The organism is Streptomyces sp. NBC_01288 (assembly GCF_035982055.1).
In the GTDB taxonomy this organism is placed as follows: Bacteria; Actinomycetota; Actinomycetes; order Streptomycetales; family Streptomycetaceae; genus Streptomyces.
On the sequence record NZ_CP108427.1, the window covers coordinates 839,259 to 861,020 of the forward strand.

At 70.0% G+C, this 21,762-nt stretch carries 23 protein-coding genes; 10 read left to right on the forward strand and 13 right to left on the reverse strand.

The annotated features are described in order from the left end of the window. Positions 1-67: 67 nt before the first annotated feature. The 5 genes from OG194_RS03820 to OG194_RS03840 all read right to left on the reverse strand — a co-directional run bounded on the left by OG194_RS03820 (position 68) and on the right by OG194_RS03840 (position 4,511). Positions 68-1,321 carry a cytochrome P450 gene (locus OG194_RS03820; RefSeq protein WP_327399393.1) on the reverse strand — a complete coding sequence of 418 codons (1,254 nt, stop codon included), beginning with the start codon at positions 1,319-1,321 and terminating at the stop codon, positions 68-70. Then, complete coding sequence (locus OG194_RS03825; protein ID WP_442811778.1) at positions 1,318-1,860, reverse strand: GTP-binding protein; 543 nt, start codon at positions 1,858-1,860, stop codon at positions 1,318-1,320. The genes OG194_RS03820 and OG194_RS03825 overlap by 4 nt, the downstream gene beginning before the upstream one ends. A gap of 157 nt (positions 1,861-2,017) precedes the next feature. Then, a complete protein-coding gene (locus OG194_RS03830) occupies positions 2,018-2,389 on the reverse strand; it encodes a DUF742 domain-containing protein (RefSeq protein ID WP_318020589.1) in 372 nt (123 codons plus the stop codon). After that, positions 2,386-2,796, reverse strand: a complete 411-nt coding sequence (locus OG194_RS03835; RefSeq protein WP_019057749.1) for a roadblock/LC7 domain-containing protein — start codon at positions 2,794-2,796, stop codon at positions 2,386-2,388. Before OG194_RS03835 ends, OG194_RS03830 begins: the two co-directional genes overlap by 4 nt. After that, a complete protein-coding gene (locus OG194_RS03840) occupies positions 2,793-4,511 on the reverse strand; it encodes an ATP-binding protein (protein ID WP_327399394.1) in 1,719 nt (572 codons plus the stop codon). The genes OG194_RS03835 and OG194_RS03840 overlap by 4 nt, the downstream gene beginning before the upstream one ends. A gap of 259 nt (positions 4,512-4,770) precedes the next feature. On the opposite strand from OG194_RS03840, the gene OG194_RS03845 reads away from it, so the two are divergent. Together OG194_RS03845 and OG194_RS03850 are read left to right on the forward strand one after the other, a co-directional pair. Then, on the forward strand, positions 4,771-5,133 hold the full coding sequence (locus OG194_RS03845; RefSeq protein WP_327399395.1) for a DUF1304 domain-containing protein: 363 nt from the start codon (positions 4,771-4,773) through the stop codon (positions 5,131-5,133). Continuing rightward, positions 5,130-5,693: a TetR/AcrR family transcriptional regulator gene (locus tag OG194_RS03850; protein WP_317771495.1), complete on the forward strand. Its 564-nt coding sequence runs from the start codon at positions 5,130-5,132 to the stop codon at positions 5,691-5,693. The genes OG194_RS03845 and OG194_RS03850 overlap by 4 nt, the downstream gene beginning before the upstream one ends. A 7-nt stretch (positions 5,694-5,700) precedes the next feature. On the opposite strand, the gene OG194_RS03855 is transcribed toward OG194_RS03850, so the two are convergent. Further along, a complete protein-coding gene (locus tag OG194_RS03855) occupies positions 5,701-6,528 on the reverse strand; it encodes a hypothetical protein (protein ID WP_327399396.1) in 828 nt (275 codons plus the stop codon). 57 nt (positions 6,529-6,585) lie between these two features. After that, positions 6,586-7,533 carry a GlxA family transcriptional regulator gene (locus tag OG194_RS03860; RefSeq protein WP_327399397.1) on the reverse strand — a complete coding sequence of 316 codons (948 nt, stop codon included), beginning with the start codon at positions 7,531-7,533 and terminating at the stop codon, positions 6,586-6,588. 71 nt (positions 7,534-7,604) lie between these two features. Here OG194_RS03860 and OG194_RS03865 point away from each other — a divergent pair, with 71 nt between their 5' ends. The 4 genes from OG194_RS03865 (at position 7,605) to OG194_RS47580 (ending at position 10,128) form a co-directional block, all read left to right on the forward strand. Further along, positions 7,605-8,555 (forward strand): NADP-dependent oxidoreductase, encoded by a 951-nt coding sequence (locus OG194_RS03865; RefSeq protein ID WP_327399398.1) that lies wholly within the window; start codon positions 7,605-7,607, stop codon positions 8,553-8,555. Positions 8,556-8,741: 186 nt separating this feature from the next. Continuing rightward, on the forward strand, positions 8,742-9,005 hold the full coding sequence (locus OG194_RS03870; RefSeq protein ID WP_327399399.1) for a hypothetical protein: 264 nt from the start codon (positions 8,742-8,744) through the stop codon (positions 9,003-9,005). Positions 9,006-9,492: 487 nt separating this feature from the next. After that, positions 9,493-9,678 (forward strand): hypothetical protein, encoded by a 186-nt coding sequence (locus OG194_RS03875; protein ID WP_327399400.1) that lies wholly within the window; start codon positions 9,493-9,495, stop codon positions 9,676-9,678. A 189-nt stretch (positions 9,679-9,867) separates the two neighbouring features. Next, the gene (locus OG194_RS47580; protein WP_442811485.1) at positions 9,868-10,128 is read left to right on the forward strand and encodes a hypothetical protein; all 261 of its coding nucleotides are present in this window, start codon (positions 9,868-9,870) and stop codon (positions 10,126-10,128) included. A gap of 18 nt (positions 10,129-10,146) precedes the next feature. On the opposite strand, the gene OG194_RS03885 is transcribed toward OG194_RS47580, so the two are convergent. Continuing rightward, positions 10,147-11,265, reverse strand: a complete 1,119-nt coding sequence (locus OG194_RS03885) for a DUF3533 domain-containing protein (protein ID WP_327399401.1) — start codon at positions 11,263-11,265, stop codon at positions 10,147-10,149. A 189-nt stretch (positions 11,266-11,454) separates the two neighbouring features. Between OG194_RS03885 and OG194_RS03890 the strand changes: the two genes are divergently transcribed. Next, entirely contained in the window at positions 11,455-12,552 is a 1,098-nt protein-coding gene (locus OG194_RS03890; RefSeq protein WP_327399402.1) for an Lrp/AsnC family transcriptional regulator, read from the forward strand. Positions 12,553-12,701: 149 nt separating this feature from the next. Here OG194_RS03890 and OG194_RS03895 read toward each other — a convergent pair whose 3' ends face one another. The 3 genes from OG194_RS03895 to OG194_RS03905 form a co-directional block, all read right to left on the reverse strand. Then, on the reverse strand, positions 12,702-13,091 hold the full coding sequence (locus OG194_RS03895) for a hypothetical protein (RefSeq protein ID WP_327399403.1): 390 nt from the start codon (positions 13,089-13,091) through the stop codon (positions 12,702-12,704). Positions 13,092-13,629: 538 nt separating this feature from the next. After that, complete coding sequence (locus OG194_RS03900; protein ID WP_327399404.1) at positions 13,630-14,736, reverse strand: NAD(P)-dependent alcohol dehydrogenase; 1,107 nt, start codon at positions 14,734-14,736, stop codon at positions 13,630-13,632. A 48-nt stretch (positions 14,737-14,784) separates the two neighbouring features. Next, positions 14,785-16,239 carry an aldehyde dehydrogenase family protein gene (locus tag OG194_RS03905; protein ID WP_327399405.1) on the reverse strand — a complete coding sequence of 485 codons (1,455 nt, stop codon included), beginning with the start codon at positions 16,237-16,239 and terminating at the stop codon, positions 14,785-14,787. Positions 16,240-16,369: 130 nt separating this feature from the next. On the opposite strand from OG194_RS03905, the gene OG194_RS03910 reads away from it, so the two are divergent. Both OG194_RS03910 and OG194_RS03915 read left to right on the forward strand, forming a co-directional pair. After that, positions 16,370-16,843: a MarR family winged helix-turn-helix transcriptional regulator gene (locus tag OG194_RS03910; RefSeq protein WP_327399406.1), complete on the forward strand. Its 474-nt coding sequence runs from the start codon at positions 16,370-16,372 to the stop codon at positions 16,841-16,843. Between the two features lie 178 nt (positions 16,844-17,021). After that, a complete protein-coding gene (locus OG194_RS03915) occupies positions 17,022-17,402 on the forward strand; it encodes an anti-sigma factor antagonist (RefSeq protein ID WP_327406970.1) in 381 nt (126 codons plus the stop codon). A 15-nt stretch (positions 17,403-17,417) separates the two neighbouring features. Here OG194_RS03915 and tuf read toward each other — a convergent pair whose 3' ends face one another. Together tuf and OG194_RS03925 are read right to left on the reverse strand one after the other, a co-directional pair. Then, on the reverse strand, positions 17,418-18,611 hold the full coding sequence (gene tuf, locus OG194_RS03920) for an elongation factor Tu (protein ID WP_327399407.1): 1,194 nt from the start codon (positions 18,609-18,611) through the stop codon (positions 17,418-17,420). Between the two features lie 56 nt (positions 18,612-18,667). Beyond that, a complete protein-coding gene (locus OG194_RS03925; RefSeq protein ID WP_327399408.1) occupies positions 18,668-19,621 on the reverse strand; it encodes a ribose-phosphate diphosphokinase in 954 nt (317 codons plus the stop codon). A gap of 200 nt (positions 19,622-19,821) precedes the next feature. Here OG194_RS03925 and otr(A) point away from each other — a divergent pair, with 200 nt between their 5' ends. Beyond that, positions 19,822-21,681 (forward strand): tetracycline resistance ribosomal protection protein Otr(A), encoded by a 1,860-nt coding sequence (otr(A), locus tag OG194_RS03930; protein ID WP_327399409.1) that lies wholly within the window; start codon positions 19,822-19,824, stop codon positions 21,679-21,681. The last annotated feature ends 81 nt before the right edge of the window (positions 21,682-21,762 follow it).

Sequence of the window (21,762 nt, forward strand, 5' to 3'; positions counted from 1 at the left end):
TGTCTTTTAGGGGCGCTGGGAACTGCGCGACCAGCCCCCACGCGCCCGCAGACGAAAAACAACCGACTCACACGGCAAACTCAACCGGCAGCCGATCCAATCGCGACTCCCACGTAGACGCCGTAGAAGTCAGTTCCTCCACCGCCACCCCCAACCGCAACCCCGGCAACCGATGCAGCAACACATCCACCCCCACCTCAAGAATCGCCTGCCCAATACTCTGCCCCGGACACTCGTGCGGCCCCGAACTGAACGCCAGATGCGACTGGTTCCCCTGCATGGAAGCCCCCGCATCAGGCCGAACCTCCGGGTCACCATTCCCGGCGGTAAGCCCAAGGACGAGCAGATCCCCCTCCCCGATCCGATGCCCCCCGAGCTCAAGATCCGCCGTAGCGAACCGCCCCGGCAATACGGCGAGCGGCGGGGTGTCCCACATGACTTCCTCGACAACGGCCGAGACGGTCAACTGCCCACTGACCAGCCCGGAAAGCCGAGACGCGTCCGTCAGGATCCGCTGCAACACCCGAGCCAACAAGTTGCTGGTAGTCGTGTGCGCGGCGATCAGCACCAGCCGCAGATGCATCACGACCTCTTCCGCATCGAGCCCAGCCGGATGCTGAAGAAGCGCGGTGGTGAAGTCGGAACCCGGCTCGGCCCGCTTACGCTCGGCGAGTTCACCGAGGATCTCGATGATGCGGTCGTTGTGCAGCAGGGCGTCCTCCCCGCCCTTGAGGACCTGCGCACTGGACTCGACAAGCCGGTTCCCGTCCCCCGCGGGAAGCCCCAGAATCCGGGTGAGGACAAGCATCGGCAGATACTCGGCATAGTCCGCCACCAGATCAGCCCGACCGGCGTCCGCGAACGCGTCGATCTGCTTGTTGGCGAAGTAGGTTGCGTGCCGCCGGACACCCCGCCCGGCCGCGGCCAACAGCCCGTCGGTCACCGCACCCCGCAGCCGACGGTGAGGTTCCCCGTCCTGCGAGACACAGTCCGGCCGCCACCCCACCATCGGCATGATCGGCGAGGTCTCCGCGACCCGCCCCTCCCGCCAGTCCCGCCAGATCCGCGCGTCCCGGGAGAACTGCCGGGGGCTGTCCAGCACCCGCCGGTTGTCCCGGTACCCGAGCACCAGCCAGGCCGGCACGTCCCCTTCGAGCAACACCGGTGCCACAGAGCCGTGTTGCTCGCGCAGCCGCTCGTAGATGCCCCGTGGATCGGTCGCCGCGTCCGGCCCGTACAACCGGGTGAGGTCGTCACCCGAGTCATGGGCGACGGGGCAGCCGCGCGGGGCATCGGGGCCGTCTAAGGTCTGGTCGGTCATCGGGGCTCCAGTGCGACGACGGCCGAGCGGTCCTTCAAGTGCCGTATCAGCGCGACCAGTACGTCACGGCTGGAGTGGCGGTCGCGGGCGTCGCAGGCCACGACGGGGATGTCCGGGGAGATGTCGAGGGCGTCCCGTATCTCGTCGACCGGGTGCTCCGGGGAGTCGGGGAAGACGTTCAGCGCGATGACGAACGGGACGTCCTGCCGTTCCATCTCCTCGATCGCCCGGAAACTGGAGGCGAGGCGACGCGTGTCGACGAGGACGACCGCGCCGAGCGCGCCCTTGAACAGGCCGTTCCACAGGAACCAGAACCGCTCCTGGCCCGGGGTCCCGAACAGGTAGAGGACCAGTTCGTCGTTGATGCCGATCTTGCCGAAGTCGAGACTGACGGTGGTCTCCGTCTTGTCGGTCACCCCGATGAGGTGGTCGACGCCGGCGCTCGCCTGGGTGAGGGTCTCCTCGGTGGTGAGCGGCTTGATGTCACTGACCGAGCGGACCATCGTGGTCTTCCCGGTACCGAAACCGCCGGCGATCATCACCTTCACCGAGCGGGTGACGCCTTTTTCGACGCTTGCCTCCAGGGCGCCGAAGCCGGGTTCGAGAGGCCGATCGTGCTCAGCCCTTCGGGCCTCCGCGCGTTCGTCCTCTCGACCCCGACGCGCCCTTTCGGCGCCGGCCGGGGAACCGGGATGGTCAAAGCCTTTGAAGTCCACTGAGTACCTCCTCAAGGAGCGCGAGGTCGGGCCCGCGACCGGCGTCGTGCGCCGGGATGGGGTCACGGGCTTCGACGCGGTCTGCCTCCAGCAGATCCGCCAGCAGCACCGCGAGAATGTTGAAGGGCAGTCCGAGGTGGGCGCCGAGTTCGGCCACCGACAGCGGCTCGCGGCAGCGCCGGAGGATCTCCTCGTGCTCGTGCTGCATGCCCGGTACAGGTGCGGCGCGGGAGACGATGAGGGTCGCCACGTCGAGGCTCGACGCCGAACCGCCCGGTCCGCTGCGCCCTCCGGTGAGGACGTAGTAACGCTCCAGACCGGAGGGGTCGATTGGCCGGCGGGGAGCACTCATCCAGAGTGCTCCTCCAGGCGCGCGGTGGTGCCGAGGAGTTCACCCATCCTGCGGGCCAGGTCCCGCATCTGGTGTCCGAGCAGGCCCTGGTCGAGGCCCTCCCGGGCCAGTACGCCGAGATACGTCTCCACACCCGCGCGGACGACGAAGAGGTGACCGCCGTCGACCTCGATCATCGCCAGCCGCAACTGCCCCGCGTACTTGGGGAACTGCTCGGCGACCGGCTGGGCCAGCGCCTGCAGGCCGGCCACCACGGCCGCGAAGCGGTCCACGTCGTCGGGGTCCTCCGCGCCGAAGGAGGTGATCGCCTTGCCGTCGCTGGAGGCCACGAGGGCGAAGCGGATCTCCGGGATGCTCTCCACCAGATCGCGGAGCGCCCAGCTCACGTCGGTTCCCTGTTGCGTCATGTGGACTCGTCGCTCTCTTCAGTGCTGTGCTCGGTGAACTCGCGGCCTGCGGACGCCGGTTCCTCCTCCGGGGCCTCCCGTCCGGCCGTGGCGAAGGCCGCCAGGCCGGTGAAGGAGGCGTCGGGCGGTACGGCGGAGACGGCCATCTCCCCGGTCCGCCCGGCCGGTTGGGGCCGCGCCGTCTCGCCACGCTTGCTACGGCGCCTGGGCAGCCCGCCGGGTGTGGTGTCCTCCGCCTCGACGGTCTCCGCCGGAGCCTCGGTGACGGCGGTGCCGCGGCTCGCCGCCGCGGTCGCGGCCGTCGCGGCGGCCTGGAACGAGGGGGTGCCGGTGACGGCGGACGCGGGCAGCTGGCTGAAGTACTTGTGCGGGACCACGACGACCACCGAGGTGCCGAGCCAGGGCGAGTCCGCGAAGGTGACGCGGATGCCGTAGCGGCGGGCGAGGGTGCCGACGACCCGCAGGCCGATGCTGGCGTCCTCGGAGACACCGCCGAGTCCGGGGCCCGCGCCGGTGCCGGCGAGGGCGTGCTCGGCCTCGCGCTTGGACTCCTCGCTCAGGCCCTTGCCGGAGTCCTGGATCTCGATGCCGACGCCGTTCGGCACCTCCTTCCCGGAGACGATGACCGGCTCGGTGGGCGGCGAGTAGCGGGCCGCGTTGTCCAGCAGGTGGGCGAAGATCAGCGTGAGGTGGTCCACCAGACCGCCGTCGACGCCGAGTTCGGGCAGATGGCGGACGTCGACGCGGTGGAAGTCCTTGATGCGGCCGATGCCGCCGCGCACCACGCTGAGCAGGCGCTGCGGTTCCTGCCACTGCCGGCCGGGCCGGTCCGAGCCGCCGAGCACACCGACGCTCGCGGCGAGACAGTCGGCCGGGCCGATCTCCTGGTCCAGCTCCATCAGACCGCGGGCGACGGCGGGCAACCGCCCGTGCTCGCCCTGTAGTTCGTGCAGTCGGCCGCGGAGCTTGCTGGTCAGTACGTGGATGCGGTTGCCGATGCTGATGACGGCCTGCTCGGCGGCGGTGGAGCGGTTGAACTCCTCCTCGACGCCGATGAGCGAGATCCGCAGCACCTTGCGCAGTTCGGACTGGAGCTCGGCGCTGACCTTCGCGCACTGGCTGGTGACCGGCAGCAGGTCGTCGATGGCGTCACCCGCGCGCAACTGCTTGAGCGCCTCGGGGAGTTGCTCGTCGGCGAGGCGGGCCACGGCGGAGAGCTGGTGGGCCAGCTGCTCCTGCCAGACCTCGGCCTGGTCGGCGAGCTGCGCCTCGTAGGACGTGGCCTGCCCGGTCAGCCGCTCCTCGTACGCCCGCGCCTGCTCGGCGAGTTGGGCCTCGTAGGCGCCTGAGCTGTCGGCGAGCCGGGTCTCGTAGGCACCCGAGTGCTCGGTCAGCTGCGTCTCCAGCGCGGCGCGCTCGGCGTTGAACTTCCGCTCCAGGCCCGCCACATGCTGCTGCCACTGCTGGGAGTGCTCGGCCTGCACGGTGCGGAAACCGCTTTCGGAACGGCGCAGTTGAGCCTGCGTACGGATGAGCAGTCGCACGCACACGGCACTGGCCACCGTGGCCGCCGCTCCGGCCGCCGTCGCGGCTATTCGCTCCGAGCTCATGAACGTGGCGGCGACGGTCCCACCTCCTAAGGCCAGCGGCATCAGCCACCAGCTGTACCAGGCGACAGGTGCCCGCGCCGCCGGTGGCGGAGTGGCGAGTTCCATCTGCATCCTTCGAAGCGACACGAACGTACAGGGGGGTGTGCGAGGACAGACCGCACTCAGGAGGACGCACCACGAGCCGACCGGTCACGATCACGTCAACTCGCTGCGCCGCAGGGGAGCTTATCGGGTTTGAACGGTAAAAGATCAACCTCAAGGCGGTGCGGAAGTGAGGGTTCCGTCACTCTCCGAGAAGTCTGAACATGGACATGTGTCCAGTTATAGTAGACACCTGTCCAAGTTGACGAGGAGTCGATCGATCATGGAAACGCTCGCGAACGTGCTGGTCGGACTGGTGGCCGCGCTGCATCTGTACATCCTGGTGCTCGAAATGTTCCTGTGGGAGAAGAAGCCCGGGCGCGGTCTGCACGGCTTCGACCCCGAGATGGCCAGAGCCACCGCACCGCTCGCCGCGAACCAGGGGCTGTACAACGGCTTCCTCGCCGCGGGTCTCGTCTGGGGCCTGATCGCCGCCGACCCGACCGGCTTCCGCGCCCAGGTGTTCTTCCTCGGCTGCGTCGTGATCGCGGGCGTCTACGGCACGGTGACGGCGAACCGGCGCATCCTGTTCGCCCAGGCGCTGCCCGGCGCGGTGGCCCTGGCCGCCGTCCTGATCGCCCGGTGAGCCGCGCCGAGCCCGAGGACCGGCGGGCCGCCCGCACCCGGGCACGCCTGCGCCAGGCACTCCTCGACGAGTGCGCCGAACACCCCCTGGAGGAGGTCGGTGTCGCCGCCCTGGCACGCCGCGCGGGGGTCGGCCGGGCGACCTTCTACGTCCACTACGACGGCCTGGAAGCGCTTGCCGTCGATGCCTGCGCGGACGTCGTACGGGAGGCCGTGGAGGCGCTGCACGCGTGGCGCGGACGGCCCGACCCGGTGCACGCGCCGCCCGCGCTGCCGGAGTTCTTCGCCGGCCTGCTCCCCCACGCGGCCCTGTACCGCGCCCTGTTGAGCCCGGGCGGCGGCGGCCCGCTCGGCCGGGTCCTGCACCGGGACCTGCGCGCCTACAGCCTCCGTGAGCGCGAACTCGCGGGCGCGGCGGACGCCCCCCTGGTCGCCTCGGCCGTCGCCGGGACCTTCGGCGGGGTCCTCGCCGACTGGCTGCACGGGCTGTTGGAGGGCACGGCGGAGGAAATCGCCGACCAGGTATGGCAGTTGCTGGTCGCCCTGCACATGAGCCGGTGACGGACGCTCAGAGGCAGCCCTCGCCCGCCTTGACCGCGGGCCAGGCCTCCACGCCGTCCGGTGTGCGCACGTACGCCTTCGACGCGTCGGCGGTGAGCCACAACTGCCAGTCGCGGTACCGGTATCCGGTGTCGTGGGCACTCGCCGGCATGCGGACGTCACCGTCGTAGGGGGCGGTGAGCATCTGGGACGGGAGCACTTTGTCCGGATCGCGGGCGTACAGCCTGCCCTTCGCGCCTTCGCCGGTCTGGAGGAAGTGCGCCTTCTGCCAGTCGCAGTGCGCGGCACCGACCGAGCTGCTCACGACCGTGGTCGCCACCCGCTTCCCGTCCTTGCCGGTCCAGATCTCGTATCCGTGCGCCTTGGTGAAACTCTCCGGGAGTTCGGCAGGGTCGCAGGAGGCGCTGGTCTCCGGGCCCCAACCCGGCCTGTTCTTGCGGTCCTTGGCGACGACGACGGCCACCTTCGTCCGGCCGTCGACGTCGTAGGAGAACAGGACGCGGCCGTCCGCCTTGCGCTCGACGCGGTAGCCGGTGCGCGGGACGTCCGGCTGCTGCATGTCGAAGTACGCCCGTAGGCCGCCCTCGGGGGTCGTGCCGCCGTCGCCCTTGCTCCACGCGTCGGCGCCCCCGCCCTCGTACATCGCACTGTCGCACTCCAGCGCCCGGCCCGCGGCACCCGACTTGTCGGAGCCGGTTGCCAGTACGTACAGCGGTCCGGCGTAGGGCGTGGCAGGCGCTGTGCCCGCGACCACGACGTCCTTCCCGTGCCCCGTGCCGCATCCCACCGCCGTCACGGCCACCAGTACGGCGACCCCCGCGAGTCCTCTGCGCATGCCCTGCCCCCTCATGTCGTGTTCCTACGACGCACGGGCGAGCCGAAACGTTGGGGTTCAGCGGGCTTCTTGGAACGTACGCCGGTACGCCTGCGGGGAGACCCCGATCGCCGCGTGCAGATGCTGTCGCAGGGACGCGCCCGTGGCGAAGCCGACGCGGCCGGCGATCTGGTCGACCGACAGGTCGCTGGCCTCCAGGAGGTCGCGGGCGCGGGCGACCCGCTGCTGGATCAGCCAGCGGCCGGGGCTGAGGCCCACCTCGTCGTTGAAGCGGCGGGCGAAGGTGCGCAGGCTCATGCCGGCGTGCCGGGCGAGGTCGGTCAGGGCGAGGGGCTCGTCGAGGCGGGTGAGGGCCCAGTCGCGGGTGGCGGCCGTGCTGGTGACCCCGCAGTCGGGCACCGGCTGCTGGATGTACTGGGCCTGGCCGCCGTCGCGGAACGGCGGGACGACGCAGCTGCGGGCGACCTTGTTGGCGAGTTCGCTGCCATGGTCGGTGCGCACGATGTGCAGGCAGATGTCGACCCCTGAGGCCGCGCCCGCGGAGGTGAGCATCCGGCCGTCGTGGACGAAGAGCACGTCAGGGTCCAGGTCGACCTGCGGATACAGGGCCCGGAAGCGGTCGACGACCTGCCAGTGGGTGGTCGCGCGGCGCCCGTCGAGGAGACCGGCGGCGGCGAGCACGAAGGCGGCCGTACAGATCGAGACGATCCGTGCGTCCGGGCGGATCCGGGCGAGGGCGGCGGCGATCTCCGTGGGCAGCCCGGTCGGGATGCGCGGGGTCGCCATGGAGGCGACCACGACCGTGTCCGCCGTTTCCAGGATCTCCGGCCCGTGCTCCACCGCGACCGAGAAATCGGCGTTGGTGCGCACCGGACGGCCGTCGACCGTGCAGGTCAGCACCTCGTAGTGGCCGTCGGCCGCGCCGAATATACGGCTGGGGATGCCCAGCTCGAAGGGGTAGACGCCGTCGAGCGCCAGGACCACGACCCGTTCCACATGCTGCATGGCACGATTCTATCGAAGGTTGGCCATCGTGCCATTTCCTTGTCGTGCGGAACCCGGCAGGCTGACTGACCATGAGCACTGTGAACACCATGCGCGTCATCACCCAGCACGTCCTCGGCGGTCCCGAGGTCCTCGAAGTCGCCGAGGTCGAGCGCCCCGCGCCGCGCGCCAACGAGATCCTGATCAAGGTGCGGGCCGCCGGACTCAACCCCACCGACTGGAAGCACCGGGCCACCGGCGGCTTCCTCGGCGAGCCGCCGTTCACCCTCGGCTGGGACGTCTCCGGCGTCGTCGAGGCCGTCGGCGTCGGTGTCGCCCGTCTCGCACCCGGCGACGAGGTCTTCGGGATGCTGTCCTACCCGTGGGGCCACGGCTCGCACGCCGAGTACGTCGCCGCCCCGGCCCGCGCCTTCGTCCACAAGCCGGCCGGGATCGACCACGTCCAGGCGGGCGCGCTGCCCCTGGTCTCGCTGACCGCGTGGCAGGCGCTGGTGGAGAACGCCGAAGTCCAGCCCGGGCAGCGGGTGTTGATCCACGCGGCGGCCGGCGGGGTCGGACATGTGGCCGTGCAGATCGCCAAGGCACGCGGTGCCTATGTGATCGGCACGGCGAGCGCGGCCAAGCACGACTTCCTGCGTGAACTCGGCGTCGACGAGGCGATCGACTACCGGGAGACCGACTTCAGCGAGGCCGTGAAGGACGTGGACGTCGTCCTGGACATGCTCGGCGCCGAGACCGCGCTCAAGTCGCTGCGGGTGCTGCGTCCGGGCGGGATCGTGGTCTCCATCGTGCCGATGGGCAAGCCGGACTTCTACGAGGAGGCCGAGCGGCTCGGTGTACGGGCGGTCCGGATGCTCGTCGACGCCGACCGTGCCGACATGGAGGCGATCGCGGAGCTCGTCGAGACTGGCAAGCTGCGCGCGACGATCGCCGGGACGTTCCCGCTGGCCGATGCCGCCGAGGCACACGCGCTCGGCGCCACCGGCCGCACCGCGGGCAAGCTGGTACTGGCGGTCGACTGACCGACCGAACAGGTCAGAAAGATCCGGGGAATTGCATCCGGTGTACGACCCCGGATCGCCTGAGCTGGAGACCTGTGACATCAGACGTACCTCCAGCGAACGGGTGTTGAGGTCTTCTGGCCTGTCCTCTTGCCGAGGATCTTTCATCTGATGCCTGATTCGCGCGCTCTCTGAAAGCGAGGGAGCGTGGCGACGAGTACCGACCTGAGCGAGGGCTCCGCACGTCTGGTGCTGCTGAACGGCGTTGTGCTCCTGCATCCCGAAGACGCCGTGTTCGATGCGATGTTGGAGGGCTGGACACGCCGGCAGCACGGTGGCCGACGCCTGCAGCCGAAGACGATCAGCGGCTGCGTGCGCGTGGTGCGCCGGTTCAACGCCTTCGCCCAGGAGTACCCGTGGCGCTGGTCGGCCGGAGCGATGGACGAGTGGACGAGTGGACGACGTACCTGATCGCGGAGCCGCACCGGGCGCCGTCGACGATCCGCAACTACCAGACCGCGGTGCGGCTGTTCCGCGACTACGTCACCTCGCCGCACCACCAGTGGCCACAGGAGTGCCAACTGCGTTTCGGCACGCACCCCGTGCAGCTCTGCCACGCATGGAACACGGCTGCTCACCTGGTCGACTACGAGGCCGAGGCGTCCCGTCGGCCGATGCCGCGCGAGGAGTTCCAGTACTCCCTCGACCATGCCGATGCCCAGGTCGACCGGGTCGTCCGGGCCGACCGCGAAGGGGCGTTGGCGGCCTACCGGGATGCCACCGCCTTCAAGGTCGTCTACGGCTGGGGGCCGCGCTGTGCCGAGACCTCGAAACTCGACTTCGCCGACTGGTACCGCAACCCCAAGGCCCCGGAGCTGAGCGGGTTCGGTCGCCGCACGTGCGCTGAGGCAAGCGCACCAAAGGTTCGCCGCCCAAGCGGCGCACGGTGCTCAGTGTCATGCCGTGGGCGGTGGAGGCGGTCGAGGACTGCGTCTCCAACGTCCGCCCCTGCTACCGCAGTTGTGCGGGTGCGGCGTTGTGGCCGACCGAGCGCGGCGGGCGGCTGCAGAACCGGGAGATCGAGGATCGGTTCGCGGAGTACCGCGACGCGCTCGGGCTGGACGGAGACCTTGTCCCGCACTGACCGCGGCACAGCCACGTCACACATCAGATCGAAGACGGCGCCGATCCCGCGTTCGTCCAGCGCCAGGTCGGCCACCCATTCCCCTCGACGACCGCGCTCTACACCGGGGTCAGTGGGGACTTCATGAACACGATGATGCGCATTGTGCTGGACAGGGCGCTTCGCCAAGGTCAGTAGGAAGACGATGAGATGACGGGGAAGCTGAACTACCGGTGGCGTCTGCGGGAGGTGATGGCCAACCGTGGGATGTTCTCCACCACCGATCCGTGCCCGCTGCTGGCCGAGCGCGGGATCACTCTCTCGGCGAGTCAGACGTACCGGCTGGTCATCGAGCAGCCCGATGACCCGGTACTCCCACACCTGCCGCTCGGGCTCGCTCGGCACCAGCGTTTCCAGCCTGCTGTCACCCACCACCCACAGCAGACCGACACCCGTCGGCCGAACCCATAGATCGCTACGGAGAGCAATTCACGGGGTGCCCAACCGACTCACGACCGGTTCGCCGGCCGGTTGTGCGCCGGCAAGGCGCTGACTGCGACGGAGGCGCAGGGCGGATGCGGTGACGGCCACCGCGGTGCCCAGAACCGCGTAGCCGACGAGCACCCACAGGGGCTGGGCGATGGCGTTGCCGGAGAAGTAGACCGTGTTGCGTACGACGGTGGTGCCGGCGCCCGGCGGGAGCCACTCGCCGACCGATCGCCAGAACGGCGGCAGCAGAACGGCGGGATAGGCGCCCCCGGCACTGGGATTGCCCAGGACGACGAAGAGGAGGATGGTCACCCCGACACCGATGACGCCCCACAGCACCTGGAAGGCGACGGTGGTGGCGGCCGAGGCGAAGACGATCAGCGCGCCCAGCGCCCACAACTCGGCGAAGTGCCCCTCCAGAGCGCCCAGGAGGGGACCCACGATGATGGCCCCGCCCAGGCCCGAGACGATCGCGTAGAGGGCGAGAGAGCTCAGCCGGATGACGGTCCGGTGGAGGTTGGCAGGGCGGGCTCCGCCGGCCATGCCGAGGATGGTGGCGGCCAGGTAGCCACCTACCATCCAGCCGACGACGAGGTAGAAGGAGGACATGCCGCGGCCGTCGCTGGCGGCGGGCGGCCGGATGTCGGTGATCGTCACCTGGCGGTGGCGGTCCGTCTCGATGGTCTGGGCGATCTGCTGGGCCGTGGAGGAGACGGCCGGACCGCCTGCCGAGGCCACCAGCAGCGTGTCGGTGGTGCTCTTCGGGTCGACGAGGATCGCCGCGTCGACGGTGCGGTCGAGGATGAGGGTGCGGGCCTGCTTTTCGGTGGCGACGACGCGGGCGTCGAGGGGGCCGTTCTCCAGGGTGTTGAGCTGTTTCACGACTGGGCCCGACACCTGCGAGGGTGCGACGACCGCCACGGCGATGTGATGGGGCTTGGGTGCGTGGAAGGCGCCGATGTAGGACAGGACGAAGCCCAGCTGGAGGGCGAGGACGCCGACGATCAGCAGGACGCCGCGCAGGTTGAGGGCATCGCGCAGTTCGGTGGTGAATCCCTGTGGTGCGGGGGCGGGGGCGGGGGGAGTGTCCTGGGCCGGGTCGGCCGGAGAGGGTGTCACAGTCAGGTCTTTCGTTGCTCGACGATGCGGGGTGTGGAGGGGGGCGGCCCACACGGATGTGGAAAGGGACGCTTGGTCGAGGACCGGCAGGATGCCGACCCGGGCCGTGGGCATTCCGCCTGTGATCCGGGCAGGAGGCTGGAGGGTCGACCGATTCCGGCCGACGGGAATGCCACTACGATCCCGCTCATGAGCGACAAACCCGGGAAATCACAGGAAAGCCTCATGGTGAAACGGTCTGTGCCGGATTCCGGCACCCACGCCCCGGACGCTCGGCACGGCTTCTCCGAGCTGGATCTGGCGCTCCTTGACGCGCTCCAGACCTCTCCCCGTGCGCCCTGGTCCCGGATCGGCCAGGCGCTGGGTGTGGACGCGACCACCGCGGCCCGGCACTGGGAGCGATTGCGCGCGGCCGGTCTGGCCTGGATCACGGCTCACGACGCCGCGAAGCAGGCCACCGTCGCCTTTGTGGAAGTGCGGTGCCGACCGGGTTCCCTGGCGTCGGTGAGCTCCGCCGCGGTTCTGCTGCCCTGGGTCTTCAACGTCGACGAGACCGCCGGCGACTTCGATCTGCTCCTGGGGGTGGTGGCCACCGATCTGCCCGCTCTCGGCCGCTCGGTGAACGAGACGATCGGCGGACTGGACGGGGTTCGCAGCCTCCGAACCCGGCTGGCCATCACCCAGTACGGGGCGGGCAGTGACTGGCGGACCTGGGCTTTGGAACCGGCCGACCGCGCCGCCCTGTCCGAACCGCGGGCGCCGACCCGTGTCGTCTTCGCCACGGACATGTATGACCGCCCGGGGCCCGAGGACCAGGCCCTGTTGTCCGCGCTGGGCGACGACGGCAGACTCGGCTACACCGAACTGGCGTCCCTGACCGGCATGAGCGAGCACACCGCCCGCCGACGGCTCCAGCGCATGCTGCGGGAAGGCGAGATCACCGTCCGCTGCGACCTGGCCCGCCCCCTCGCGGGACTGTCGGCGGCGATGATCTACCGTGCCTCGGTCCCCCACTCCCAGCGCGAGGCGACCGGCAACGCGCTGGCCCGCATGAAGCAGGTGCGCTCGTGCTTCTTCGTGAGCGGCCCGCACAACCTGCTCATCGTCGTGTGGCTCCACGGGCTCAACGCCGTCGACCCGTTCGAAGCCCTGCTCACCGACCGCTTCCCGGAGCTGGAGGTCCGCGACCGCGCCGTGGTGCTCCACGCCGCCAAGCACATGGGTCGGCTGCTCGACCTTCAGGGCCGGGCCACGGGCCGCGTGCCCTTCGCGCTGCCGCCGTCGTGAACAGCAGGGCGGTTCCGGGCGGGTCCGACGCGTACGTCGCTCCCGGTGACCGCCGACCAGGCTCGGCCGGCCTCCCCACGCGGCGAACCGGCGCAGCCCGGACGCCCCCGGTAAGCATCAGGGGGGCCGATACCGAAGCCGATACCGCGTCATGCTCGGCTCCATGTCCGCCTCACGACGTAGGACCAGGTCCATGTCCACGGGTCGACGGGGACCACACGGACTGCGCGGCCGTCAGGCGCGAGGAGGCGTCTCCAGGATTCGACGGACCGCAGGACGATCTGCCGGTCGTCGATCTCGATGCCGGGTCTTGTGGCGCGGATGCGGCGCAGCAGCGGTTCCAGTGCCTGGAGGTCGTGCAGTTGCGCGGTGACGAACAGGTTCGCCGCCCCCGCAGCGCCGGCCGTCATCGGAATTCCGACCGCCGCTCCCAGACGGATCGGATCCGCCACGATCGGATCTGCACCGGCGAGGAAAACCCGACCCCCCGCATCGGCGATCGACAGCCCCGCCCGCGCCGGCAATTCCTCCGGCGCCACCCGCGGGTCGAACCCTCCCGACGCCGGAGTTCCCTCGCGTGCCGCCTCGCCACCCTGATCGACGGGAAGCACCGTTTCGCAGGCAGTTCGAGCAGGAAAACTTCCGTTCCCGGACAGGTGCCGACGCCCAGTTCTGCCCAGGCGGCCGTGCCGAACCCGGTAGCCACGTGGAAACTCCTGGGTGCACCACTGATACAGGTCTGACCAGGTCAGGCTGCCGAGCGAGGGCGATCTTGAGGGGCCTGCGCAACGAGAAGTCGCGCAGTCCGCGTCTCACCCCCAGGCCATGGCTCTCAGGGTGAGCATCGATTGCACCACCCGAGTCAACCGCCAGGACGTCCTGCAAGCCAACGCGCAGATGCCCCGATTCAGTGGCAGGACTGCCGCGCAAAGATCATTGCGGATCGAACGGGCGATACCTGGAAGCGTCAATGGCACTGCCTCGCAAGCCGGCGTTTGCAGGTACCGGGGCACATACTCCCTGCTGGCCGGAGGACGCATTCCCTACGTTTTGACAGCTCGGGTTACCGGCAACAGCTCAGAAGGTGAGCACCGGCTTGATCGCCTTGCCCGCGCTCATGTCCCGCACCGCCTGGTCGATCTCCGCGAACGGATATGTGGTGATCAGGCGGTGCAGCGGCAGCCGCCCTTCCTTGACCAGTTGAACGAGCGCGGGGATAAAGCTCTGCGTCTCACTGTCGCCGAGGGTGAGTCCCACGATCCGCTTCCCGGGGAGCAACCCGTTGACGTCCAGGGCGACTTCGCTGCCGAACGGCGGTGCTCCTACGACGACCAGCGTGCCCCGGGCGGCGAGCGCGTCGGCGCCCTGGCGGAGGACGCCGACATTGCCGGTCGTCTCGACGATGCCGTCGGCTCCCCGGCCGTCGGTCACTGCCGCGAGGGTCTCACCGAGGTCGGCCTCGCCCGCGTTGACGGTGTGGGTGGCTCCCAACTCCTTTGCCAGGGCCAGCCGTTCGCCGACGCGGTCCACGGCGATGATCCGAGTGGCCGGGGTGAGCGCGGCGGCCATCACCGCGGACAGCCCCACCGCTCCGGCGCCGAGCACCACGATCGTGTCGCCGAGCCGGGGCTTGAGGACGTTCCAGACGGCGCCGACTCCGGTCTGGACTCCGCAGCCCAGCGGGGCGATCGACTCCAGCGGCACGTCCGGGTCGACCTTCACCAGGCTGCGCTCGTCGACCAACGCCCGTTCGGCGAACGAGGACTGACCGAAGAAGTGCCCGCCGAGGGGCTCGCCGTCGCGGCTGATGGTGCTGCTGCCGTCGGCACGTCGGCCGCCGATGAGGTTCAGCGGCAGCCAGGTCGCGCAGTAAGCGGGGTGCCCGCCCTGGCAGTTGTGGCAGTCGCCGCAGGACGTGAAGGACAGGACGACGTGGTCGCCGGCCACGACGCCGGTGACGGCCGAGCCGACCTCCTCGACGACACCGGCGCCCTCGTGACCGAGAACTCCGGGGAGCGGGAAGGGCAGTCCGCCGCTCGCTGCTCCAAGGTCGGTGTGGCACAGGCCTGTTGCGACGACGCGGACCAGCGCCTCGTGCGGGCCCGGCTCGGCCAGTTCGACGGCGGTGAGGGTGAAGGGTGCGCCGCCCGACTCGACGACGGCCGCGCGCGTGGTGGTGGACATCGTACGAACTCCTCAGTGGGCGTGGTCGGTCGTCCTGAGTGGGCCTGGTCAGTCGAGGGAGACGACGACGGACTTGGTCCGGGTGTAGGCGGCGAGGCCCTCGGGGCCGTACTCGCGGCCGAAGCCGGAGTCCTTGACGCCGCCGAAGGGGACGTTGGGGTCGAGCATCGCCCAGTCGTTGATCCAGACGATGCCTGCCTGGAGCCGGTCGGCGATGCGGTGGGCGCGGGTGAGGTTGCCGGTCTGGATGCCCGAAGCCAGGCCGTAGGGCGTGGAGTTGGCGAGTTCGACGGCCTCGTCCTCGGTGTCGAAGGGCTGGACGGTGAGGACCGGGCCGAAGATCTCCTCCTGGATCACCCGGGAGTCGTTGGCGAGGTCGGCGATGACCGTGGGCTTGTAGTAGTAGCCGCCGTCCAGGTCGAGCCGTTCGCCGCCGCAGACGATGCGGGCGCCCTCCTTGCGGGCGAGGTCGACGTACTCCTCGACCTTCCGCAGGTGCCGCTCCCCCGCCATCGGGCCGACGACGGTCTCGGGCAGCCGGGGATCGCCGAGCGGTACGCCGGGGACGGCGTCGGCGAGGATGTTGAGGAGGGTGCTGTAGACGGGGCGCGCGACGAGCAGGCGGGGGCCGCCCATGCAGAACTGGCCGGTGTTGAAGACGAATCCCTTGATGACCGCGCCGACGGCCTTCTCCAGGTCGGCGTCCTCGAAGACGAGGTGGGCCGCGTTGCCGCCGAGTTCCATGGTCACGGGCTTGAGGTTCTCGCCGGCGACGCTCGCGGCGTGCCGGCCGACGGCGGTGGAGCCGGTGAAGGCGATCTTGTCGACGCCGGTGTGCCGCAGCAGGGCCTCGCCGGCGACCGGGCCCGCGCCGGTGACGACGTTGACGACACCGTCCGGGACGCCGGCCCGCTGGAGCAGTCCGGCCATGTAGAGGGCGCTGAGCGGGGTCTCGTCGGCGGGCTTGTGGACCACGGTGTTGCCGGCCGCGAGGGCGGGGGCGAGTTTCGAACCGGCCAGAATCAGCGGGAAGTTGAAGGGGGTGATCGCGGCGACCACGCCGAGCGGCTCGCGCTTGGTGTAGGCGAGGGCGTTGAGCGGGGTGTCGCGGACAGCGCCGTCCAGGGAGTGGGCGAGGGCCGCGTAGTGCTCGTAGTCGTTGGCCGCGTTGGTCACGTCGACGGCGTGGCACAGGGTGATGGGTTTGCCGACGTCGAGGCTCTCCAACTGGGCGAGTTCGTCGGCGTTCTCGCGGATCAGCTCGGCGACGCGGTGCAGGATCCGGCCGCGTTCCCGGCCGCTGAGCCCGGACCAGTGGCCGCTGTCGAAGGCCTCGCGGGCGGCGCGGACGGCCGCGTCCACATCGGCGGGGCCGGCCTCCGCGACCGTGGTGACGACCCGGCCCCGGGACGGGTCGACCACCTCGGTGCGCGCTCCGTCGGCGGCCTCGCACCAGCGGCCCCCGATGAACAGGCGGCCGGGTTCGATCTCGAAGGCGGTCATCGCCACTCCTCAGCATCGTTGCCAGGACTATCGTTGCCAAGATTTCAACCAACAGGATTCCTGTTGGTTTCTCGTCTGGTCCGCAGTCTCGTTACAGACAGGTTTCCTGTCAATGCTCTAGGGTGAATCCATGGCTGAACCCCTGGCTGGCCCCTTGACCGAACCTGTCGTCGGCACCCACGCGACGAAGGCACCCCCCTCCCTGCTGTACATGGTCAAGCAGGTGGAGCTGGTCGTCCGCTCGCACCTGGACGAGTTGGTCAGGCCGTACGGGATCACCGCGCTCCAGTACACCGCGCTCACGGTCCTGGAGCGACACGACGGCCTGTCGGCGGCGCAGCTCGCCCGGGACTCCTTCGTCACCGCGCAGTCCATCGCCGACCTCGTGCGCTCCCTGGAGGGGCGCGGGCTGATCCGCCGGGAGCGCAATCCGCGGAACCGTCGCGAGCTGCTGATCCTGCTGACCGAGGAGGCGCGCGACCTGCTGACGGGGTGCGCCGGGCCGGTGCGGGAGCTGGAGGAGCGGATGGTGCGCGAGCTCACGGCGCACCAGAGCGAGCAGTTCCGCCTGGCACTCTCCAAGGCGTGGCACGCACTGTCGTAGGCCCGGGCGTGCGCCGGTGCGTGGCTGCCGCGCACATCACAGAAAGCTCTGGCTCGATTCGAAGACATATGTCAATCGAACATGCTCAAATTCACTCCATCGAGGGTAACTTGCAGGGCGGGGAGCGCTTCTACGCTCAACCCCGCTTCACCGAGGGCCGGTTGGAGGCGAAGTGGACGTGCAGCAGGAACCCGCGCCGCTGACCCGGCATCTGCGGATCCACCGGGACCGCGGGTTCACGGTCCTGGAGTTCCGCGGGGAGATCGACATCGCCGCGGCGACGGAGATCCAGCCGTATCTGGACCGGGTGACGGCGCGGCCCCGCGCGCGGATCGTGATCGACCTGCGGCAGGTCGAGTTCTTCGACTGCTCGGGGCTGCGCCTGCTGTTCCGGGCGCGGCAGCGGGTGTTGGAGCGGGACGGGCGGCTGCGTCTCGTCTGCACCCACCCGCTGACCCTGCGCATCCTGCGGGTCACCGGGCTCAACCGGCTGCTGCCGCCGCAGCCGACGCTGGACGCGGCTCTGGGGCAGCCCGAGGCCACGTCCGGCACGTTATGAGCCTTACGGGGAGCGTTACTTGAGGATCTTGGTAACCTGACCGGCCCCCACCGTGCGCCCGCCCTCGCGGATCGCGAACTTCAACCCCTCCTCCATCGCGATGGGTTGGATCAGCTCGACGTGCATGGTCGTGTTGTCGCCCGGCATGACCATCTCGGTGCCCTTCGGCAGGGTCACCACTCCGGTCACGTCCGTCGTGCGGAAGTAGAACTGTGGGCGGTAGTTGTGGAAGAAGGGCGTGTGCCGGCCGCCCTCGTCCTTGGACAGGATGTAGGCGCGGGCCTCGAACTCCGTGTGCGGGGTGACCGATCCGGGCTTGATGACGACCTGGCCGCGCTCCACGTCCTCGCGCTTGACCCCGCGCAGCAGCAGTCCGACGTTCTCGCCGGCCCGGCCCTCGTCGAGGAGTTTGCGGAACATCTCGATGCCGGTGACGGTCGTCCGGGTCTTCTGCGGGTGGATGCCGATGATCTCCACCTCGTTGTTGACCTTCAGGATCCCGCGCTCGATCCGGCCGGTGACGACCGTGCCGCGCCCGGTGATGGTGAAGACGTCCTCGATCGGCAGCAGGAACGGCCGGTCCACGTCCCGTACCGGCTGCGGCACGAACTCATCGACGGCTGCAAGGAGTTCGAGCACCGATGCAGTCCACTCCGGGTCGCCTTCGAGGGCCCTGAGCGCGGACACCTTGACCACCGGGAGGTCGTCGCCGGGGAACTCGTACTCGGTGAGCAGTTCCCTCACCTCCAGCTCGACGAGTTCCAGGATCTCCTCGTCGTCGACCATGTCCGTCTTGTTCAGGGCGACGACGATGTACGGCACCCCGACCTGCCGGGCCAGCAGGACGTGTTCCTTGGTCTGCGGCATGGGTCCGTCGGTGGCCGCGACGACGAGGATCGCGCCGTCCATCTGGGCGGCGCCGGTGATCATGTTCTTGATGTAGTCGGCGTGCCCGGGGCAGTCGACGTGCGCGTAGTGCCGGTGTTCGGTCTGGTACTCGACATGGGCGATCGAGATCGTGATGCCGCGCTGCCGTTCCTCGGGCGCCTTGTCGATCTGGTCGAACGGTGTGAAGGGGTTGAGGTCGGGGAACCGGTCGTGCAGCACCTTCGTGATGGCCGCTGTGAGGGTGGTCTTGCCGTGGTCGATGTGCCCGATGGTGCCGACGTTCACATGGGGTTTGGTCCGCTCGAACTTCGCCTTCGCCACGGCGAGTCCTCCTGATCACCTCGGTTGATGCCGAGCGTTGCTCCGTCCCCTCATGTCTATTCGTTCGGCGGCGCGTCGAACAGGGCGCTGACGGACTCGCCGTTGTGAATGCGGCGTACGGCCTCGGCGAGCGCCGGGGCGATGGACAGGATGCGCAGCTTCTCGGTGCGCTCCTCCTCGGGCACTGGCACGGTGTTGGTGCAGACGATCTCCAGGACGTCGGGCTGCTCCCCGATCCGCTTCAGCGCGCCCGCCGCGAACAGGCCGTGCGTACAGGCGACTCGGATCGAGCGCGGGCCCAACTCCCTCAGGCGGTCGAGGAGTTCGAGCACGGTGCTGCCCTTGGCGATCTCGTCGTCCAGCACGATGATGTCCCGGTCGGCGATGTCACCGATGACGGAGCTGATGACGACCCGGTCGTCCGCGTACCGCTGCTTGGCGCCGGCGGCCACCTGGGCGCCGATCAGCCGGGCGAACGCGGCGGCCTCCTTGGCGTTGCCGAGGTCCGGGGAGACGACGGTGGTGCGGGAGAGGTCGTACTGCCGGAAGTGCGCGGCCAGTTCACGCAGCGCGTGCAGATGGTCGACCGGCACCGAGAAGAAGCCGTGCACCTGTGGCGAGTGCAGGGTCATGGCCAGGACGCGGCTCGCGCCCGCCGCCACCATCAGGTCGGCGACGAGCCGGCCGCCGAGCGAGATGCGCGGGGCGTCCTTCTTGTCGGAGCGGGCGTACGAGTAGTGCGGCATGACGACGGTGATCCGCCCGGCGGAGGCACCGCGTGCCGCGTCGCACATCAACAGCAGCTCTACGAGGTTCTCCTGGACCGGCTTCACCAGCGGCTGGATCAGGAAGACGTCCCGTTCCCGGCAGTTGGCCTGGAGCTGTACCTCCAGGCAGTCGTTGGCGAACCGGCTGACCCGGGTGGGGCTGAGCGGAACACCGAGATGTGCGCAGACCTCCCTGGCCAACTCGGGGTGGGCATTCCCGCTGAACACGGCGATGTCTCGCACGATCTACTGCTCCTCGCATGATCATTCCCGGCCGTGGTTCATGCTACTGACCCGCGAAAACGGGTTGCCTACCGCCCACTCCTGTGGGCCATGATGGCGGCGCCCGTACTCCCCCGCATGTCAGGAGCCCCAGATGCGCCGACTCCTCGGAATCCACCGCCCTGCCCACCGGACGACGGTTCTTGAGGACTCGACCACGCATGCACACCCTGAACATCGGAATTCTGGCCCACGTCGACGCCGGTAAGACCAGCCTCACCGAGCGGCTGCTCTTCGACCACGGCGCGATCGACCGGCTCGGCAGCGTCGACGCGGGTGACACCCGTACGGACGACGGCGCGATCGAGCGGCAGCGCGGGATCACCGTCCGCTCGGCCGTCGCCGCGTTCACCTCCGGCGACACCCAGGTCAACCTGATCGACACTCCGGGCCACTCGGACTTCATCGCGGAGGTCGAGCGCGCCCTGGAGGTCCTCGACGGCGCGGTCCTGCTGCTCTCCGCCGTGGAGGGCGTCCAAGCGCAGACCCGCGTCCTGCTGCGGACCCTGCGTCGGCTACGGCTGCCCACGCTCGTCCTCGTCAACAAGATCGACCGGGCGGGCGCCCGCGCCGAGGACCTCCTCGCGGACATCCGCCACCGGCTGACCCCGCACGTCGTACCGCTCACGGACGTGACCGGCCTCGGCACACCCGCAGCACGCGTGCACCCCCGCCCGCCCGCCGACCCGGACCTGGCCGAGGCACTCGCCGAGGTCGACCCGGACATCCTCGCGGCCGTCGTCGACGGCCCCCACCCGACCCCGGACGACCTGCGCAAGTCCCTGGCCGCCCGCACCGCCGACGGCTCGATCCACCCCCTGTTCCACGGCTCGGCCCTCGGCGGGCAGGGCGTCGCCGAACTCGTCGCCCACCTGGTCCGGTTGATCCCACCCACACCCACCGGCTCAGGCACCCCGAGGGGCACGGTGTTCGCCGTACGCCCCGGCCCCGGCCGCGAACGGACGGCGTATCTGCGGCTCTACGACGGTGAGGTGGCCCCGCACCAGCGGCTCACGTTCCGCCGCCACGGGGCGGACGGCCGGACGGTCGAGGTCTCCGGACGCGTCACGCGGCTCGATGTCATCGGCCGCCCCGGTCCGCTCACCGCCGGGAACATCGGAGCGCTGACGGGGCCGAAGGACGTCCGCGTCGGCGACCGGCTCGGTGAACTCACCGAGCGGGCACCGCAGTTCGCGCCGCCGACGCTGGAGACGATCGTACGGGCACGGCGGCCCGAGCAGGCGGCGGCACTGCGTACGGCGTTGCTCGCGCTGGCCGACCAGGACCCGTTGCTGCACGCGCGGCCGGCCGCGTCCGGGGCGACCGTGCTGCTCCTGTACGGGGAGGTCCAGAAGGAGGTCGTCGCGGCGACTCTCGTCCAGGACTTCGGAATCGAGGCCGACTTCGAGCCGAGCCGGGTGCGGTTCCTGGAACGCCCGGCCGGGACCGGTGAGGCCTGGGACGAGTTCCCGTGGCACGACCGCACCCACTACTGGGCGACGATCGGGCTGCGCGTCGAACCGGCGGAGCGCGGCTCCGGCGGGGTCTTCGGCTACGAGACCGAACTCGGCGCACTCCCAAGGGCGTTCCACCAGGCCATCGAGGACACGGTCCACGCGACCCTGCTCAGCGGGCTGGAGGGCGCCCCCGTGACGGACTACCGGGTCGCCCTGACCCGTTCCGGGTACGCCGCCCCGCTCAGCACGGCCGCCGACTTCCGCGGTCTCACCCCGATCGTGCTGCGCCGAGCGCTGCGGCTCGCGCGGACGCGGCTGTACGAGCCGTACGTCATGTTCGAGACGGAGGTCCCGCTGGAGGCGCTCGCGCCGGTGACCGCTCATCTCGCCTCCTGCCGCGCCGAGTTCGCGGGGACGACGGGTGGTGTCGGCTCCTGGCTGATCACCGGCGAGCTGCCGGCCCGCCGGGTGCGGGACGTGGAACTGGCCCTGCCCGGGCTCACGCACGGGGAGGGGATGTGGTGGTCACGGCCGTCGGGAGACCGTGAACTACCGTCGCACTGAAGGGTGTTACCGGCCAGTGTCACAACACGGAACGGACCGTGCTCCGGATAGGTCACGGGACGCATGGGGCGACGCGGCCGG

Coding starts and splice junctions, on each gene's coding strand:
- OG194_RS03820 (WP_327399393.1), bottom strand. CDS start 1,321: ATGACCGACCAGACCTTAGACGGCCCCGATGCCCCGCGCGGCTGCCCC.
- OG194_RS03825 (WP_442811778.1), bottom strand. CDS start 1,860: ATGATCGCCGGCGGTTTCGGTACCGGGAAGACCACGATGGTCCGCTCG.
- OG194_RS03830 (WP_318020589.1), bottom strand. CDS start 2,389: ATGAGTGCTCCCCGCCGGCCAATCGACCCCTCCGGTCTGGAGCGTTAC.
- OG194_RS03835 (WP_019057749.1), bottom strand. CDS start 2,796: ATGACGCAACAGGGAACCGACGTGAGCTGGGCGCTCCGCGATCTGGTG.
- OG194_RS03840 (WP_327399394.1), bottom strand. CDS start 4,511: ATGGAACTCGCCACTCCGCCACCGGCGGCGCGGGCACCTGTCGCCTGG.
- OG194_RS03845 (WP_327399395.1), top strand. CDS start 4,771: ATGGAAACGCTCGCGAACGTGCTGGTCGGACTGGTGGCCGCGCTGCAT.
- OG194_RS03855 (WP_327399396.1), bottom strand. CDS start 6,528: ATGCGCAGAGGACTCGCGGGGGTCGCCGTACTGGTGGCCGTGACGGCG.
- OG194_RS03860 (WP_327399397.1), bottom strand. CDS start 7,533: ATGCAGCATGTGGAACGGGTCGTGGTCCTGGCGCTCGACGGCGTCTAC.
- OG194_RS03865 (WP_327399398.1), top strand. CDS start 7,605: ATGAGCACTGTGAACACCATGCGCGTCATCACCCAGCACGTCCTCGGC.
- OG194_RS03875 (WP_327399400.1), top strand. CDS start 9,493: ATGCCGTGGGCGGTGGAGGCGGTCGAGGACTGCGTCTCCAACGTCCGC.
- OG194_RS47580 (WP_442811485.1), top strand. CDS start 9,868: ATGACGGGGAAGCTGAACTACCGGTGGCGTCTGCGGGAGGTGATGGCC.
- OG194_RS03890 (WP_327399402.1), top strand. CDS start 11,455: ATGAGCGACAAACCCGGGAAATCACAGGAAAGCCTCATGGTGAAACGG.
- OG194_RS03900 (WP_327399404.1), bottom strand. CDS start 14,736: ATGTCCACCACCACGCGCGCGGCCGTCGTCGAGTCGGGCGGCGCACCC.
- OG194_RS03905 (WP_327399405.1), bottom strand. CDS start 16,239: ATGACCGCCTTCGAGATCGAACCCGGCCGCCTGTTCATCGGGGGCCGC.
- OG194_RS03910 (WP_327399406.1), top strand. CDS start 16,370: ATGGCTGAACCCCTGGCTGGCCCCTTGACCGAACCTGTCGTCGGCACC.